This is a genomic window from Streptomyces sp. NPDC020192, from assembly GCF_044388685.1.
GTDB lineage: Bacteria > Actinomycetota > Actinomycetes > Streptomycetales > Streptomycetaceae > Streptomyces.
Genome location: NZ_JBIRXG010000019.1, coordinates 33,750 through 48,906 on the forward strand (window position 1 = coordinate 33,750; position 15,157 = coordinate 48,906).

18 protein-coding genes are annotated in these 15,157 nt (G+C 72.8%); 12 read left to right on the plus strand and 6 right to left on the minus strand.

Features of this window, described 5'->3' with window-relative positions; all coding sequences use genetic code 11:
- Nucleotides 1–63 precede the first annotated feature (63 nt).
- Complete coding sequence (locus ACH47Z_RS31275) at nucleotides 64–864, plus strand: CPBP family intramembrane glutamic endopeptidase (protein ID WP_399079634.1); 801 nt, start codon at nucleotides 64–66, stop codon at nucleotides 862–864.
- Between the two features lie 8 nt (nucleotides 865–872).
- Here ACH47Z_RS31275 and ACH47Z_RS31280 read toward each other — a convergent pair whose 3' ends face one another.
- Nucleotides 873–1,685, minus strand: a complete 813-nt coding sequence (locus tag ACH47Z_RS31280; RefSeq protein WP_399079636.1) for a PhzF family phenazine biosynthesis protein — start codon at nucleotides 1,683–1,685, stop codon at nucleotides 873–875.
- Nucleotides 1,686–1,915: 230 nt separating this feature from the next.
- Between ACH47Z_RS31280 and ACH47Z_RS31285 the strand changes: the two genes are divergently transcribed.
- Entirely contained in the window at nucleotides 1,916–2,545 is a 630-nt protein-coding gene (locus tag ACH47Z_RS31285) for a PadR family transcriptional regulator (RefSeq protein ID WP_399079639.1), read from the plus strand.
- A 94-nt stretch (nucleotides 2,546–2,639) separates the two neighbouring features.
- Here ACH47Z_RS31285 and ACH47Z_RS31290 read toward each other — a convergent pair whose 3' ends face one another.
- Nucleotides 2,640–3,068, minus strand: a complete 429-nt coding sequence (locus tag ACH47Z_RS31290) for an SRPBCC family protein (RefSeq protein ID WP_399079641.1) — start codon at nucleotides 3,066–3,068, stop codon at nucleotides 2,640–2,642.
- A 363-nt stretch (nucleotides 3,069–3,431) separates the two neighbouring features.
- On the opposite strand from ACH47Z_RS31290, the gene ACH47Z_RS31295 reads away from it, so the two are divergent.
- The 3 genes from ACH47Z_RS31295 to ACH47Z_RS31305 all read left to right on the plus strand — a co-directional run bounded on the left by ACH47Z_RS31295 (nucleotide 3,432) and on the right by ACH47Z_RS31305 (nucleotide 6,201).
- Nucleotides 3,432–3,965 (plus strand): Clp protease N-terminal domain-containing protein, encoded by a 534-nt coding sequence (locus ACH47Z_RS31295; RefSeq protein ID WP_399079643.1) that lies wholly within the window; start codon nucleotides 3,432–3,434, stop codon nucleotides 3,963–3,965.
- 99 nt (nucleotides 3,966–4,064) lie between these two features.
- Nucleotides 4,065–5,057 carry an EamA family transporter gene (locus ACH47Z_RS31300; protein ID WP_399079645.1) on the plus strand — a complete coding sequence of 331 codons (993 nt, stop codon included), beginning with the start codon at nucleotides 4,065–4,067 and terminating at the stop codon, nucleotides 5,055–5,057.
- A gap of 190 nt (nucleotides 5,058–5,247) precedes the next feature.
- A complete protein-coding gene (locus ACH47Z_RS31305; protein ID WP_399079648.1) occupies nucleotides 5,248–6,201 on the plus strand; it encodes a DMT family transporter in 954 nt (317 codons plus the stop codon).
- Nucleotides 6,202–6,211: 10 nt separating this feature from the next.
- Here the strand turns inward: ACH47Z_RS31305 and ACH47Z_RS31310 are convergent, their stop codons facing one another.
- Nucleotides 6,212–6,892: a pyridoxamine 5'-phosphate oxidase family protein gene (locus tag ACH47Z_RS31310; protein WP_399079650.1), complete on the minus strand. Its 681-nt coding sequence runs from the start codon at nucleotides 6,890–6,892 to the stop codon at nucleotides 6,212–6,214.
- A gap of 61 nt (nucleotides 6,893–6,953) precedes the next feature.
- On the opposite strand from ACH47Z_RS31310, the gene ACH47Z_RS31315 reads away from it, so the two are divergent.
- Nucleotides 6,954–8,285: an aminotransferase class I/II-fold pyridoxal phosphate-dependent enzyme gene (locus tag ACH47Z_RS31315; protein ID WP_399079652.1), complete on the plus strand. Its 1,332-nt coding sequence runs from the start codon at nucleotides 6,954–6,956 to the stop codon at nucleotides 8,283–8,285.
- On the opposite strand, the gene ACH47Z_RS31320 is transcribed toward ACH47Z_RS31315, so the two are convergent.
- A complete protein-coding gene (locus ACH47Z_RS31320) occupies nucleotides 8,282–9,211 on the minus strand; it encodes a DMT family transporter (protein WP_399079654.1) in 930 nt (309 codons plus the stop codon). The genes ACH47Z_RS31315 and ACH47Z_RS31320 overlap by 4 nt on opposite strands.
- A 74-nt stretch (nucleotides 9,212–9,285) precedes the next feature.
- Between ACH47Z_RS31320 and ACH47Z_RS31325 the strand changes: the two genes are divergently transcribed.
- A complete protein-coding gene (locus ACH47Z_RS31325) occupies nucleotides 9,286–10,188 on the plus strand; it encodes a LysR family transcriptional regulator (RefSeq protein ID WP_399079656.1) in 903 nt (300 codons plus the stop codon).
- A 119-nt stretch (nucleotides 10,189–10,307) separates the two neighbouring features.
- Here the strand turns inward: ACH47Z_RS31325 and ACH47Z_RS31330 are convergent, their stop codons facing one another.
- Nucleotides 10,308–10,778 (minus strand): pyridoxamine 5'-phosphate oxidase family protein, encoded by a 471-nt coding sequence (locus ACH47Z_RS31330; protein ID WP_399079658.1) that lies wholly within the window; start codon nucleotides 10,776–10,778, stop codon nucleotides 10,308–10,310.
- An 84-nt stretch (nucleotides 10,779–10,862) separates the two neighbouring features.
- On the opposite strand from ACH47Z_RS31330, the gene ACH47Z_RS31335 reads away from it, so the two are divergent.
- Complete coding sequence (locus tag ACH47Z_RS31335) at nucleotides 10,863–11,507, plus strand: cysteine hydrolase (RefSeq protein ID WP_399079660.1); 645 nt, start codon at nucleotides 10,863–10,865, stop codon at nucleotides 11,505–11,507.
- Nucleotides 11,508–11,513: 6 nt separating this feature from the next.
- On the opposite strand, the gene ACH47Z_RS31340 is transcribed toward ACH47Z_RS31335, so the two are convergent.
- A complete protein-coding gene (locus ACH47Z_RS31340) occupies nucleotides 11,514–12,035 on the minus strand; it encodes a Rieske (2Fe-2S) protein (RefSeq protein WP_399079663.1) in 522 nt (173 codons plus the stop codon).
- A gap of 163 nt (nucleotides 12,036–12,198) precedes the next feature.
- Between ACH47Z_RS31340 and ACH47Z_RS31345 the strand changes: the two genes are divergently transcribed.
- From ACH47Z_RS31345 to ACH47Z_RS31360, 4 genes are all read left to right on the plus strand, one after another.
- On the plus strand, nucleotides 12,199–12,975 hold the full coding sequence (locus ACH47Z_RS31345) for a HipA family kinase (RefSeq protein ID WP_399079665.1): 777 nt from the start codon (nucleotides 12,199–12,201) through the stop codon (nucleotides 12,973–12,975).
- Nucleotides 12,972–13,421, plus strand: a complete 450-nt coding sequence (locus ACH47Z_RS31350) for a DUF3037 domain-containing protein (RefSeq protein WP_399079667.1) — start codon at nucleotides 12,972–12,974, stop codon at nucleotides 13,419–13,421. Before ACH47Z_RS31345 ends, ACH47Z_RS31350 begins: the two co-directional genes overlap by 4 nt.
- 125 nt (nucleotides 13,422–13,546) lie before the next feature.
- The gene (gene fabG, locus ACH47Z_RS31355) at nucleotides 13,547–14,308 is read left to right on the plus strand and encodes a 3-oxoacyl-ACP reductase FabG (RefSeq protein WP_399079669.1); all 762 of its coding nucleotides are present in this window, start codon (nucleotides 13,547–13,549) and stop codon (nucleotides 14,306–14,308) included.
- A gap of 22 nt (nucleotides 14,309–14,330) precedes the next feature.
- The gene (locus tag ACH47Z_RS31360) at nucleotides 14,331–15,092 is read left to right on the plus strand and encodes an SDR family oxidoreductase (protein WP_399079671.1); all 762 of its coding nucleotides are present in this window, start codon (nucleotides 14,331–14,333) and stop codon (nucleotides 15,090–15,092) included.
- The last annotated feature ends 65 nt before the right edge of the window (nucleotides 15,093–15,157 follow it).

Sequence of the window (15,157 nt, forward strand, 5' to 3'; positions counted from 1 at the left end):
CTTCTGCGATCCTTGCGAGGCGAACGGTGGGCCGACGGGCTCATGAGCCGGCAGGAGGCAGGGGTGCAGGTGGAGGCTGACTCGGTGGCCGATCCCGGGGTGCGTGAAGGCGACCGGCGGCGGATCCTGCGGGACGAGACGCTGCTCGTCCTCGGGCTGTCGCTGGGCGCGAGCGGGGTCTCCGCGCTGATCAGCTTCGTCGGCTCGGTGACCAAGCCCGGCGGCCTCAAGGACCAGGCGGCCACCATGAACGCCTCGGCCGCGCCCGGCCGCCCCTGGCTCGACCTCGCCTGGCAGCTCTTCGGCATCGCCGCCGCCCTGGTCCCCGTGGCCCTCGTCGCCCATCTGCTGCTGCGCGAGGGCGGCAGCCTGCGCACGCTGGGCTTCGACCGCACCAGGCCGTGGCCCGACCTGGCCCGGGGCGCCGGCATCGCGGCGGTGATCGGCAGCACCGGCATCGCCTTCTACCTGGCGGCCCGCGGCCTCGGCTTCAACCTCACGGTCGTTCCCGAGGCGCTGCCGAGCGTGTGGTGGAAGTACCCGGTGCTGATCCTGTCCGCGCTGCAGAACGCGATCCTCGAAGAGGTCATCGTCGTCGGCTATCTGCTGCGCCGGCTCGGCCAGTTGGGCTGGACCCCGGGGACCGCGCTGGTGGCCAGCGCGGTCCTGCGCGGCTCGTACCACCTCTACCAGGGCGTCGGCGGCTTCATCGGCAACATGGTCATGGGCGTGGTGTTCGTGTACTTGTACCGCCGCTGGGGGCGGGTCGGTCCGCTGGTCGTCGCGCACTCCCTGCTCGACATCGGCGCGTTCGTCGGCTACGCCCTCCTCGCGGGCAAGGTGGGCTGGCTGCCGACGGGCTGAACGCGGCGTCAGGCGCGCAGCTCGCCCTCGATGACCGTGACCGCGCGGCCGGTGAGCAGGGTGCGCTCGCCGCGCAGTCCGGTGCGGACGAGGCCGCTGCGGCGGGAGGCCTGGAGGCCGGTGAGGTCGTCGCGGCCGAGCCGGGCGGACCAGTGCGGGGCGAGCGCGGTGTGGGCGGAGCCGGTCACCGGGTCCTCGTCGATGCCGAGGTTCGGGAAGAAGCAGCGGGAGACGAAGTCGTGGCCCCGGGCGGGGTCCTCGGCATGGGCGGTGGCGATGATGCCCCGCGAGGAGTGCGCGGCCAGGGCCTTGTGGTCCGGGGTGAGCCCCAGCACCGTCTTCTCGTCGGCCAGCTCCACCAGCAGGTCGCCGACGTTCACGCCGGTGTCGAAGGCGGCGACCGGCTCGGCACCGAGTGCCTCGGCGACCCCGGCCGGGACCTCGACCCGGGTGAGCGGGGCGGTCGGGAAGTCGAGGGTGATCGAGCCGTCCCCGGCGGGCGTGGCGATGAGTACGCCGCTGCGGGTGGCGAACCGCACCGGGCCCTCGTGGGCGCCGGTGGTGTGCAGGACGTGGGCCGTGGCGAGCGTGGCGTGCCCGCACATCGCGACCTCGGTGACGGGCGTGAACCAGCGCAGCGCCCAGTCCGCCTCGCCGCCCTCCGGCAGCCGGTGCGCGAAGGCCGTCTCGGCGTGGTTGACCTCCATGGCGACGTTCTGGAGCCAGTCGTCGTCCGGGAAGACGTCGTCCAGGAGCAGGACTCCGGCCGGGTTGCCGGCGAAGGGGCGGTCGGTGAAGGCGTCAACGATTCGAATGCGCATGGCGCCGACGCTAGCGGCCGCTTCGGGCCCCGGCCCAAGGCCAATTCACGAGCCCTGGCACGTTTCCCGCCCGTCGGCGGCACGCAGCTGACAGCAGGTGGGGGCCGGCCACGGTGACCCCGCCCTCGGGAAGGGGTTGTCATGCGATCGGTACCGATATATCGTTGAGGCATCGCGAACGATACGCGATGCAGACGTGACAGATCATCGATGGAATGGAGTGATGCGCGATGCGCAGCCACGGATACGAGCACGGGCACGGACATCGGCACGAGGGCTTCGGCCGGCAGGGCATGGGCGGCTTCGAGGGCCGCCGGGCCGCCTTCGGGCCCTTCGGGCCGGGCGGTCCGGGCTTCGGCCCCGGCGGGCCCGGTTTCGGACCCGGCCCCTGGGGGCGAGGACGCGGCGGCCCAAGGGGACGGGCCCGGCGCGGTGACGTACGGGCCTCGATCCTGGCCCTGCTGAAGGACCGGCCGATGCACGGCTACGAGATGATCCAGGAGATCGCCGAGCGCAGCGGCGGCGCGTGGAAGCCGAGCCCCGGCTCGGTCTACCCCACGCTCCAGTTGCTGGAGGACGAGGGCCTGATCGCCAGCGAGAGCGAGGGCGGCAAGAAGCTGTTCGCGCTCACCGAGGACGGGCGTACGGCCGCCGACGAGGGTCCGGATGCCCCCTGGGAGGAGGCCTCGCGCGGGGTCGACTGGGAGGCGCTCAGTGAGATCCGGCAGGCCGGCTTCGGACTCATGGAGGCCTTCAGCCAGGTCTGGAAGACCGGCAGCAAGGAGCAGCGCGAGAAGGCGCTGGCCGTCATCAACGAAGCCCGCAAGAAGCTGTATCTGATCCTCGCCGACGAGCACTGACGAGGGCCGGCGGCCTCCCCGCCGTGCGAAACGTGCGGAACGTGAGGAAGGTGCCCCGTGGATCGTCCACGGGGCACCTTCGTGTGTCCGTCCGTCAGGCCACCAGCCCGGCCAGCTTGCGCAGGGACTCACTCAGCGCGGCCGTCGCCGAGTCCTTGAGCTTGCCCGCCATGAGGGAGACGGCGGCGCCCGTGAACTCGCCGTCGATGCGGACCAGTGTGGCCTCGCCCTCCGGGGTGAGCGTGTAGCGGGTGGCGACACTCACGGCCATGGGCCCCTTGCCGCGAATGGCGAACGCCCGGGCCGGCTCCAGCTCCTCGATGGTCCACTCGACCTCCGCCGGAAAGCCCATCAGCTTCATGTTCTCCTGGAAGGTCCCGCCCACCGCCAGGGTCTCCGGGCCGCCCTTGGGGAAGCTGGTGTGGGTCGCGTTCCACTCTCCGTACGCCGACCAGTCGGTGAGTTGCGCCCATACCTTCTCGGCCGGTGCCTGGATGCGTGCCTCGGCGCTGACTTCGGCCATGCGACCACCCCTCCGTGTCGGGCGTATCGGGCTACGGTGTCGCGGAACGTAGCCGCAGGGACGCGAACATTCAATACTGATGAACCGTCAGAATTCCAGGGTCTCGGGGCGATGCTCGGCCCACGCGCGGCGAGCTGGGCGCACGGCAAGGCGGCGCGCGCCCCCGGGTCGGACCGGCTGGATATCCGCCAGGTCGGCCGAATCTCCTCCGTAAGGATGAGATTCCGGACGGCGCTGTCCACTCTGTGTGGGACGCGGAAATGGTTCCGCTCGCGGATGACGCGAGTCGTCGTGGCTGATGGGGTAAGGGCTGTGCAACCCCGTACTACCCGCGGGACCTCCCATGACGAGGCGGTTCCGCACATGGACGACGATGCCGTGCTCGGCGCCGAGCTGGCAGCGGTGGTCGGCGGTGCCCGCCGGAGGGCCGTCCGGGACGGGGACCGGCAGATGGACACCGCCCATCTGCTGCACTCCCTCCTGGAGCACGATCCCGAGGTCCGCGCCGCCGTCGGTGACGCGCGGCGGCTCGCCCGGCTGTTCGGCTATCTCGTGCAGCGCAGCATCGGCTACGGGCTGCGCTGGCAGGGCAGCGTGGAGGACTCCGGCGCGATCGCCGTCGTAGCCGCCCGGGCCGGTTCCGGTGCACGGGACGCCCGGGACACCCCTGCCTGGTCACCCGCCGCGGCCGCCGCGATGGCCGGCGCCCACGCGCGCGCCCGGCACCGTGGCGCGCCCCGCCCCGCCGGCACCGACCTGCTCGCCGCCCTCACCGCGGACCCCGGCAACCGCGCGGTCGAGGTCCTCGAGCGCGCCGGCATCCCCGCCCACGACCTGGGCGGCCGGACCGGGAGCGGCACCGAGGAGTACGCGGGTGAGGGCGGCGCGGGCTGCTGACGCCCGGGAACCGCTGACGTACGTCCGTGTCCATCCCCTGAGACAGGTGTCTAGGGCCGTGACGCTCCTGTCGTCGCCTGTCATCATGTGCCGGTGCAGATGTCTGAGAGCAGTCAGGGCAGCCCCGGCAAAGGTGCCGGGCTCGGTCTCGCGCTCGCGTCGGCGCTCGCCTTCGGCGGGTCCGGGGTGGCCGCGAAACCGCTGATCGAGGCGGGGCTCGACCCGCTCCACGTGGTGTGGCTGAGGGTGACCGGCGCCGCCCTGGTCATGCTGCCGCTCGCCGTACGCCACCGGACCCTGCTGCGCCGCCGTCCCGCGCTGCTCGCCGGGTTCGGGCTGCTCGCCGTCGCCGGTGTCCAGGCCTGCTACTTCGCCGCGCTCTCCCGCATCCCGGTGGGCGTGGCGCTGCTCGTCGAGTACCTGGCCCCGGCCCTGGTGCTGGGCTGGGTGCGGTTCGTGCAGCGGCGGCCCGTGACCCGTGCCGCCGCGCTCGGCGTGGTCCTCGCGGCCGGCGGCCTCGCCTGTGTGGTGGAGGTCTGGTCGGGTCTGAGCTTCGACGCGCTCGGCCTGCTGTTCGCGCTCGGCGCCGCCTGCTGCCAGGTCGGCTACTTCGTCCTCGCCGATCACGGCGGCGACGCGGGCGAGGAGGCTCCGGACCCGCTTGGCGTCATCGCGTACGGCCTGCTCGTCGGCGCCGTCGTGCTGACCGTGGTGGCCCGCCCCTGGAGCATGCGCTGGTCGGTGCTGACCGGTTCGGCCGACCTCAACGGCACCGCCGTACCCGCCGTCGCCCTGCTGGCCTGGATCGTGCTGATCGCCACGGTCGTCGCGTACGTCACCGGCGTGCTCTCGGTACGGCGGCTGTCGCCGCAGGTCGCCGGGGTCGTCGCCTGCCTGGAGGCGGTCATCGCGACCGTGCTGGCCTGGGTGCTGCTCGGCGAGCACCTCTCGGCACCGCAGATCGTCGGCGGCGCGGTCGTCCTCGTCGGCGCGTTCACCGCCCAGTCCTCCACCCCGGCCAGGGGTTCGGTGGAGCCGGTGGCCGCCGGTGCCCCGGGACGGGAGTTGTCCGAGCATCGCACGTCCGCCTAAGGTGCCGGTCATGCCGTCCACGCTCGTTCTTCCGCCCCCGGCCGCCTGAGGCGGGCCTCCGGGACACCCGCCCGGCGCTGCTGGCGCCGGGCCGGACGGTGCTGCCCGCAGATGAAGTCCGCGCGCCCCGCTGAAGCGGGTCGCCCTCGAACTTCCGCACCCTGTGGTGCGTTTCTGCGGAGAAACCCTCTTGTCTGCGAACGCGAACGCTGTTTCCGGCCTGCCCGTCGGGCGTGGCCTGCTCTATCTGATCGTCACCGGTGCCGCCTGGGGCACCGCCGGCGCCGCCGCCTCCCTGGTCTACCGGACCAGCGACATGGGCGCGCTCAGCCTGTCCTTCTGGCGCTGCGCACTGGGGCTCCTGCTGCTGCTGGCCGGCCGCGGACTGCGCCCGAAGACCCGCCCCGCCGCGACCGAATCCCTGCCCCGCAGGGTGGCACGGGCCCTCGCCACGGGCCTCGGCCTGGCGGTGTTCCAGACCGCCTACTTCGCGGCCGTGCAGTCGACCGGGCTCGCCGTGGCCACCGTCGTCACCCTCGGCGCGGGCCCGGTGCTCATCGCCCTCGGCGCCCGGTTCCTGCTCGGGGAGCGGCTCGGCGCCGGCGGTGTGCTGGCGGTCGCCGGGGCGCTCGCCGGGCTCGCCGTGCTGACCTTCGGCGGCTCGACCGCGACCGTCCGGCCCGCCGGTGTGCTGCTGGCGCTGCTGTCGGCCGCGGGCTACGGCGCCATGACCCTGCTGACCCGCTGGTGGGGGAGGGAGGGCGGCGCCGACGCCTCCGACACCACGGTCCGGGCCTTCGCGGTGACCGGCCTGTGCCTGCTGCCGTTCGCCCTGCACGAGGGGCTCCTGCCGCACACCGCCCACCCGGCCCGGCTGCTGTGGCTCGTCTGCTACATCGCCGCCGTGCCCACGGCTCTCGCGTACGCCCTGTACTTCGCGGGAGCGGCCGTCGTACGGTCCGCCACGGTCTCCGTGATCATGCTGCTGGAGCCGGTGACCGCGGCCGTGCTGGCCGTCGTCCTGCTCGGCGAGCGGCTCACGGCGAGCACCGCGGCCGGCACCCTGCTCATGATGGCGGCGGTCGCGAGCCTGGCCGTGAGCGAGGCCCGCGGGGCCGGCCGGCGGGGGCCGGTACCGGTGTGACCGCGCCGGCCTACAGCGCCTTGAGGTAGTCGGGCAGCTCGACGCCGGCCGCCAGGTCGGCGTTGGGCACCGGCGCCTCGAACCCCTTGCGGAGCGGGACGACCCCGGCCCAGTGCGGGAGGGCGAGGTCCTCGGGCTCGTCGTTGGCGCCGCCCGTGCGGACCTTGGCCGAGACCTGGTCCAGGTCCAGCCGGATCACCGCGGTGGCGGCCAGCTCCTTCTTGTTCCCGGGGCGGGAGTCGGCGGCGCGGCCCGGCACCACGTGGTCCACCAGCGCGTCCAGGGCCAGCCGCCGCTCCTCGGGGTCGGTGACCTGGTGCGCGACGCCGTGGACCACCACGGAGCGGTAGTTGATCGAGTGGTGGAAGGCGGAGCGGGCCAGCACCAGCCCGTCCACGTGGGTGACCGTCAGGCACACCGGCAGCCCCGGGTCGGCATCGCCGGTCATCCGCAGCGGGCGGGAACCGGTGGACCCGTGGACGTAGAGCCGCTCGCCGACCCGGCCGTACAGCGTCGGCAGCACCACCGGGGCGCCGTCCCGGACGAAGCCGAGGTGGCAGACGTACCCCTCGTCGAGTATCGCGTGCACCAGCTCCTTGTCGTACGACGCCCGGTCCGCGGAGCGTGTGGGCACGGTGCGGCCGGTCGGGGTGTAGGCGGCGGCCCGGGCTTCCTCGGTCGTCCCCTGCATGACGGTTCCTCCATGGCGAGCGGTTTTGCACCGGTGATTGCACTAGTGCATAATGCGGTTTGTGCTAGGAGAGTATCGGATCGAAGGGCGCGGCGCAGCCGAGATCGCGGCCAGTGTCGAGCGCGCGGTCGGTGCCGGTGGGCTGGTGCCGGGCCAACCCCTGCCGCCCATGCGGGAGTTGGCGGTGCGACTGGGCGTGAATCCCAATACCGTCGCGGCCGCCTATCGCACGCTGCGCGAGCGCGGGGTGATCGAGACGGCGGGCCGCCGGGGCAGTCGCGTCCGCGCCAAGCCGGCCACCACGGGCCGCGAGGAACTGCGCGTGGAGATCCCCGTGGGGGGCCGTGACCTGGCCTCCGGCAATCCGGACCCGGCCCTGCTGCCCCGGCTCGCCCCGGCCCTCGCGGCGGCGGCGAAGGAGGGCGACCGGCGGCCCGTCCGCTACGGCGACGACCCCGTCGACACGGACCTCGCCCGCCTCGCCCGCGCCGAACTCGACGCCGACGGCGTCCCCGAGGGTCCGCTGACTGTGACCTCGGGCTCCCTCGACGCCATCGAACGCGTCCTGTCCGCCCACCTCAGAGCGGGCGACGCGGTCGCCGTCGAGGACCCCGGCTGGGGCAGCGTCCTGGACCTGATCCCCGCGCTGGGGCTGCGCACCCTCCCGGTCGGCATGGACGACGACGGCCCACGCCCCGAAGCGCTGCGCCAGGCCCTCGATTCCGGGGCCCGCGCCCTGATCGTCACCGACCGCGCCCAGAACCCGACCGGCGCCTCGGTGACCGCCACGCGCGCGCGTGCCCTGCGCGCGGTCCTGCGCGACCACCCGGAGACCCTGCTGATCGAGGACGACCACGGCCACGGCATCGTCGACCTCCCCCTGCACTCCCTCGCGGGCGTCACCCACCACTGGGCCGTCGTCCGCTCCGCCGCCAAGGCCTACGGCCCCGACCTGCGCGTGGCCGTCCTCACCGGCGACCCGCTCACCGTCGACCGGGTACGCGGCCGCCTGCGCCTGGGCCCCGGCTGGGTGAGCCTGCTGCTGCAACGGGCCGTGGCCAGGCTCTGGCAGGAGGGCGCGGTGGACCGGGTGGCGGTGGCGGACTCGTACGGCTCACGCAGGGACGCGCTGCTCGACGCCCTGGCGGACCGGGGCGTCGTCGGTCACGGCCGCAGCGGCATGAACGTCTGGATCCCGGTCCCCGACGAGACGGGCGCGGTGGCCCGCCTCCTCCAGCAGGGCTGGGCGGTCGCCCCCGGAGCCCGCTTCCGCCTGAGCAGTCCGCCGGCGATCCGGATCACGGTGTCGGCGCTCACCGAGGAGGACATCGCGCCCTTGGCCGAGGCGGTGGCAGCGGCGGTACGGCCGTCTCCCGGCCGCGTCTACGGCTAGGCCTTCGGCCGCAGCTGTGTCAGCGCGGCTCCGGCCAGCACGACAACCGCCCCCACCGGCGTGGTCCAGCGCAGCGACTCCCCGAGGATCGCCACCCCCGCGGCGGTGGCGATGACCGGAATGAAGTAGGTGACCATCTGCGCGGTGGTGGGCCCGACCTCGGCGACCAACCCGTACTGGATCAGCACCGCCAGCCCCGTCCCCAGCGCCCCCAGCGCGGCGATCGCCAGCAGCGGGACGAGCGAGACATGCGTGGGGAAACCGGCGAACAGCGGTGTGACCACGGCCAGTTGAAGGGTCGCCAGCAGGAGCTGCGCGCCCGTCATCGACAGGTGGGAGTTGCCCGTCCCCGCCAGCGTCCGGCGGACGTAGATCCAGCCGATCGGATAGCTCAGCGACGCCAGCAGCGCCATCGCCGTCCCCGTGGCGTCCAGGCCGTGGAAGCCCTGCCATGCGCCCAGCACGGTCAGCACCCCGAGGAAACCCAGGCCGAGGCCGGCCACGCGGACCCGGGTCGGCCGGTCCTCGGAGAGGGCGACCAGGGACAGGGCCATGCCCCACAGGGGCGAGGTGGCGTTGCAGATGCCGGCCAGCGTGGACGGGATCGTCAGCTCGGAGTAGGCGAAGAGGGAGAAGGGGAGGGCGTTCAGGAAGAAGGCCGCGACCGCCATGTGGCCCCAGAGGCGAGCCCCGCGCGGCAGCCGCTCCCGCTTGACCGCCATCGCCGCTCCCAGCACCGCCGTACCGAACACCAGGCGCCCGAGGGTGACCTGGAACGGCGCGTAGCCCTCCGTCCCCACCTTGATCAGCAGGAAGCTGAAGCCCCAGATCAGGGACAGCGCGCCGAAGCGGAGGCGCCAGTCGAGGCGGGGGCGGGGCCGGGCAGGTGCGGGGGACTGCGTACGGGATGTGGTGACCGTGCTCATGGTCTCCACGATGCTGGAGGCAACCTCGTAGCACAATCGAGATTTCTCACGCAGTACCTCGTAGAATCGCTTACATGTTGAACCTCGAACGCCTGCGCACCCTGGACGCCCTCGCCCGGCACGGCTCGGTCAGCGCGGCGGCCGACGCGCTGCACGTCACCACGTCCGCCGTCTCCCAGCAGCTGGGCAAGCTGGAGCGGGAGATCGGCCAGCAGCTCCTCGCCAAGAACGGCAGGGGCGTGCGGCTCACGGACGCCGGCCGGCTGCTGTCGGACCACGCGGCGCGGATCCTCTCCCAGGTCGAGCTCGCCGAGTCCGATCTGGAGGCGCATCGAGGGCAGGTCGTCGGCGAGCTGCGGCTGTCCGCGTTCCCGACCGCCGCCCGCGGGCTCTTCCCGGCCGCGCTCGGCACGCTGCGGGGCCGGCACCCGGGGCTGCGCGTGCGCTCCAGTGAGCTGGAGCCGGAGCAGGGCATCGCCGGGGTCGTGCGCGGAGACCTCGATCTCGCGGTGGTCCTGGACTGGTACAACAAGCCGATGCCGGTGCCCGACGGCCTGGTCAAGGCGCCCCTGCTGGACGACCCGGCCGATGTCGCCCTGCCCCTGGGGCACCGGCTGGCCGATCGGGACGAGGTGGACCTCACCGAGTTCGCCGAGGACGAGTGGATCACCTGGGGCGAGGGTGAGTTCTGCCACGAGTGGCTCATGTTCACGCTGCGGTCCAAGGGCATCGAGCCGATCGTCGGCCACCGTGCCGGCGAGACCCACACCCAACTCGGCCTGGTCGCCTCCGGATTGGGCATCTGCATCGCACCCCTGCTGGGCCGGCACCCGGTGCCCGAGGGCGTGGTCCTGATCCCACTGAGCCAGCGCGTGCGCCGTCATGTGTACGTCGTCTGGCGGGCGGACGCCGACCGCAGACCCTCGATCCGCGCGGCGGTCGAGGCCCTGCGGACGGCGGCACAGTCGCTGGGCTGAGCCCTGGGCCCTGTCGCCGGACTCCCGTCGTCCGCCCGAAGGGCGGGCCCTGCGGCGTCAGGTGCGTGCTCTGGGGGTCCCCCGGCGGAAGGCTGGGGGAGGGAGTCTGACGGCAGGGCCTACGCCCCGCCCAGTTTCCGGAAGTCCCAGGAGACGGTCTTCTCCGGGGTCAGCCGGGCCCAGGCGTGCCGGCCGTCGTGCGGCATCTCGTCCAGGCCGAAGTTCTTCCGGGCGAACAGCGTCTCCGCCGTGTCGAGTTCGGCGCACAGCTCACCGGTGCGCGGCACCTCGCCCACGAACTCCACCCGGCCGGACAGCTCGACCCCGCGCAACTGGTCGTACTCCTCGCCCGAGTCGACCACGACGGCCACGTGCGGATTCCGGCGCAGCTGGGTCCAGCGCCTGCTGCGCACCACCGAGTACAGCCACAGCGAGGTGCCGTCCCAGGCGAACCACAACGCGCTGACGTGCGGTGCGCCGTCGGCCGACACGGTCGCGACCCGGCAGGTGCGCTGGGTGGTCAGAAACTCGTCCAGCTCGCCGGGCGTCATCATGATCTTGCGGCCCCGGCGCTGCTCGGTCACGGTCATGCGACCCCCTCTTCTCCCACGTCATGTCGGCGAACTATCGTGTCCCGGCGATCCTCTGACATCACGTCAGAAAAGGAAATGGGTATGCCGTCGTACGAACAGCTCCGCGAACTCCTCGACCCCGCGCGCACCGTCCTGCTCACCGTGGAGTGCCAGCAGGGGGTCGTCGGGCCGGACAGCGCGCTGCCCGAACTCGCCCGTGAGGCCCGCTCCTCCGGTGCCCTGAGCAATGTCGCCCGGCTGGTCGCCGCCGCGCACGAGGGCGGGGTCCAGGTGATCCACGCGATCGCCGAGCGCCGCCCGGACGGCCGGGGCGCGAGCCGCAACGCCCGCCTGTTCCGGGCCGCCGAGCGGCTTGCCGTGCGGCAGCTGGCCGGCAGCACCGCCGTCCGGGTCGCGCCGCCGATCGAGGTCACCGAGGAGGACCTCGTCGTACGGCGGCTGCACGGGCTGTCCCCGCTCCACGGCACCGGCGTCGACGCCCTGCTGCGCAATCTCGGCTGCCGCACACTGGTCGTCACCGGGGTCTCCGCCAACGTGGCGATACCCAACGCGGTGTTCGACGCGGTCAACCTCGGCTACGAGGTCGTCGTCCCGGCCGACGCCGTCGCGGGGGTACCCGCCGAGTACACCCCCGCGATGATCCGGCACACCCTCGCGCTGGTCGCCACGGTCGCGACCACCGACGAGGTGCTCGGCTGCCTCACCCGGCCGCGCAGGCGCGGCTGAGGCGGCTCAGGCCAGGGTGATGTTCCCGCCGGAGACGGCGATGTTCTTGGCGGGCAGCGGCTGGGTCGCCGGACCCTGCTTCACACTGCCGTCCGCGGCGGAGAAGTGGCTCTGGTGGCACGGGCAGACGATCACGCCGTTCGCCACGCTGCCCACCGTGCACCCCTGGTGGGTGCACGTGGCCGAGAAGGCCTTGTACGCGCCCTTCGTCGGCTGGGTCACGACCACGCCCTGGTCCTTGAAGATCTTGCCGCCGCCCTCGGGGATGTCGGTGGTCTTGGCGAGCGCGGTGCCGCCGCCGTTCTCCGACGCCCCGGAGGACGCCGACGCTCCGCCGGAGCCGGTCGTTCCCGTCGTACCGGTGCCGCCGGTCGAGCCGGAGGTGCCGGATCCGGTGGTGACCGTGTCGGACGAGTTGTCGCCCGAACCGCAGGCGGCCAGCGTGGCGGCGAGCCCCGCCGCTCCGGCCGCCGCCACGACCGTACGGCGGGCCGGGCCGGCGGTGGGCTGGGGCGATGCGCTGCTCATGGTGGGTTTCCCTTCCGCGGAGCTTCTCGTGATCCGTCCAGGGGTACGGTGCTCGGGCACCACCCGTTCAGACGGGCACCCAGATCCTTGCCGCCGGGGCATGAGACGGCCGTAAGCCACAGCTGTCGGCAAGCTGTCGGCCGTGCGCCAGTAACCTGGGGCGATGCTCAAGGAAGTCACCGCGACCCGCTACATCACGCCGCTGCGTGAGGGCGGCTCGCTGCCGGGGCTCGTCGAGGCCGACGACTTCGGGACCTACGTCATCAAGTTCACCGGCGCCGGACAGGGCCGCAAGACCCTGGTCGCCGAGGTGGTGTGCGGCGAACTCGCCCGGCGCCTCGGATTCCGGATGCCCCGGCTGGTCACGATCCAGCTGGACGCCGTCCTCGGACTCGGCGAGCCCGAGCAGCAGGTGCAGGAGCTGCTCAGGTCCAGCGGTGGCGTCAACCTCGGCATGGACTTCCTCTCCGGCGCCCTCGGCTACGACCCGCTCGCCTTCCCGGTGAGCCCCGAGGAGGCGGGCCGGATCGTCTGGTTCGACGCGCTGATCAACAACGTGGACCGGTCCTGGCGCAACCCCAACCTCCTGGTGCACCGCGGCGAGCTGTGGCTCATCGACCACGGCGCGACGATGATCTGGCACCACAACTGGCCCTCCGCCGAGGCCTCCGCGGCCCGCCCGTACGACGCCTCCGACCACGCCCTCGCCCGCTTCGCCCCGGACGTCGCCGGCGCCGCGGCCGACCTCGCGCCCCGCATCACCGAGGACCTGCTCGCCGAGGTCACCGCCGAGGTCCCGGACGCCTGGCTCGCCGACGAGCCCGGCTTCGACACCCCGGACGCCCTGCGCCGGGCCTACGCGCGGCCGCTGCTCGCGCGGGCTGCCGTCGTCCACGACCGCATCACCGGCACCGGCTCCGGCTCGAAGGAGGCCAAGTGAGCGAGACCCACATCCACATGGCCGGTCATGTCACCGAGCGGCACATCACCCGGGCCGGCCAGGGCGGCGACCGGGACGTGTTCGAGTACGCGCTGCTCAGGGTCGTACCCCGCGTGGAGCGCGGCGAGTGCATCAACGCGGGCGTGGTCGTCTACTGCCGGGCCAAGGCCTACGTCGGCGCCCGCACCCATCTCGACGAGGCCCGGCTGCTCGCCCTCGACCCGGAAGCCGACGTGGCCGGGGTGCGGGCCGCCCTCGGCGCGATCGAGCGGCACTGCGCGGGCGGCGAGGAGGCCGGACAGGCGGCCGGCGACGACGCGGGGCGCCGTTACCGCTGGCTGATCGCGCCCCGCTCCACCATCGTCCAGCCCGGACCCGTGCACACCGGACTCACCACCGACCCGGCGGCCGAAACGGAGCGCCTGCTGGACCTTCTGGTGAGGTAATGGATCACACGCACCCGGTGTCCCGTTGACACCGGGTGCCAGGGCTTCTAGCGTCACCCGTGCTGAAGGTACTAAGCGGTCGCTCACCGCGCCGCAGGTTCTCTCAAGGGCGAGGAGAAGCAGCAATGTCCACCACTGAACAGCGGGTCGCGATCGTCACCGGCGCGGCACGCGGCATCGGCGCCGCCACCGCCGTACGGCTGGCCGCCGAGGGTCGCGCGGTCGCCGTGATCGATCTCGACGAGGCCGCCTGCAAGGACACCGTCGAGAAGATCACCGCCGCGGGCGGCAGGGCGATCGCGGTCGGCGCGGACGTGTCCGACGAGGCGCAGGTCGAGGCGGCCGTCGCCCGGGTCGCCGAGGAGCTGGGCGCCCCGACCATCCTGGTCAACAACGCGGGCGTGCTCCGTGACAACCTGCTGTTCAAGATGAGCGTCTCCGACTGGGACACCGTCCTGAACGTCCACCTGCGCGGCTCGTTCCTGATGACCAAGGCCGTCCAGAAGCACATGGTCGACGCCGGCTTCGGCCGCGTGGTCAACCTCTCCTCGTCCTCGGCGCTCGGCAACCGCGGCCAGGCCAACTACTCCGCCGCCAAGGCCGGCCTGCAGGGCTTCACCAAGACCCTCGCCATCGAACTCGGCAAGTTCGGCATCACCGCCAACGCCGTCGCCCCCGGCTTCATCGCCACCGAGATGACCAAGGCCACCGCCGACCGCGTCAAGATGGACTTCGAGGACTTCAAGAAGGCCGCCGCGGGCGCCATCCCGGTGCAGCGCGTCGGCGAGCCCGAGGACATCGCCAACGCCATCGCCTTCTTCACCGGCGAGGCGGCCGGCTTCGTCTCCGGCCAGGTGCTGTACGTCGCCGGCGGACCGCTCGACTAGGGAATTCTGGGGAAACACCGACATGACTGAACTCCCGGAGCTGTCCGGCAAGGTCGCCCTCGTCACGGGCGCGAGCCGAGGCATCGGCTACGGCGTCGCCGAGGCGCTGATCGCCCGCGGCGACCGCGTGTGCATCACCGGCCGTAACGAGGACGCCCTCAAGGAGGCCGTCGAGAAGCTCGGCGCCGAGCGGGTCATCGGCGTCGCCGGCAAGGCGCACGACCTCGACCACCAGGCCGAGGCCGTCGAGCGCACGATGGAGGCCTTCGGCCGCCTCGACTTCCTGATCAACAACGCCGGCACCAACCCGGTGTTCGGGCCCATCGCGGACCTCGACCTGAACGTCGCCCGCAAGGTCTTCGAGACCAACGTGATCTCCGCGCTCGGCTTCGCCCAGAAGACCTGGCACGCCTGGCAGAAGGACAACGGCGGCTCGATCGTCAACATCGCCTCGGTCGCGGGCCTCGCGCCCTCGCCGTTCATCGGCGCCTACGGCGTCAGCAAGGCCGCGATGATCAACCTGACCCAGCAGCTGGCGCACGAGTTCGCGCCGAAGGCACGGGTCAACGCGATCGCCCCGGCCGTCGTGAAGACCAAGTTCGCGCAGGCCCTGTACGAGAACCGCGAGGAGGAGGCGGCCGCCGCCTACCCGCTCGGCCGGCTCGGCGTGCCCTCTGACATCGGCGGGGCCGCGGCCTTCCTCACCTCCGAGCAGTCCGACTGGATCACCGGCCAGACGCTCGTCGTGGACGGCGGCATCTTCCTCAACGCCGGCGTGGGCTGAGCCACCTTCCGGGCGCCGATTTTCGGACGGATCGGCGCCCGGAAAGCCCCAGGGAATCCGCACAG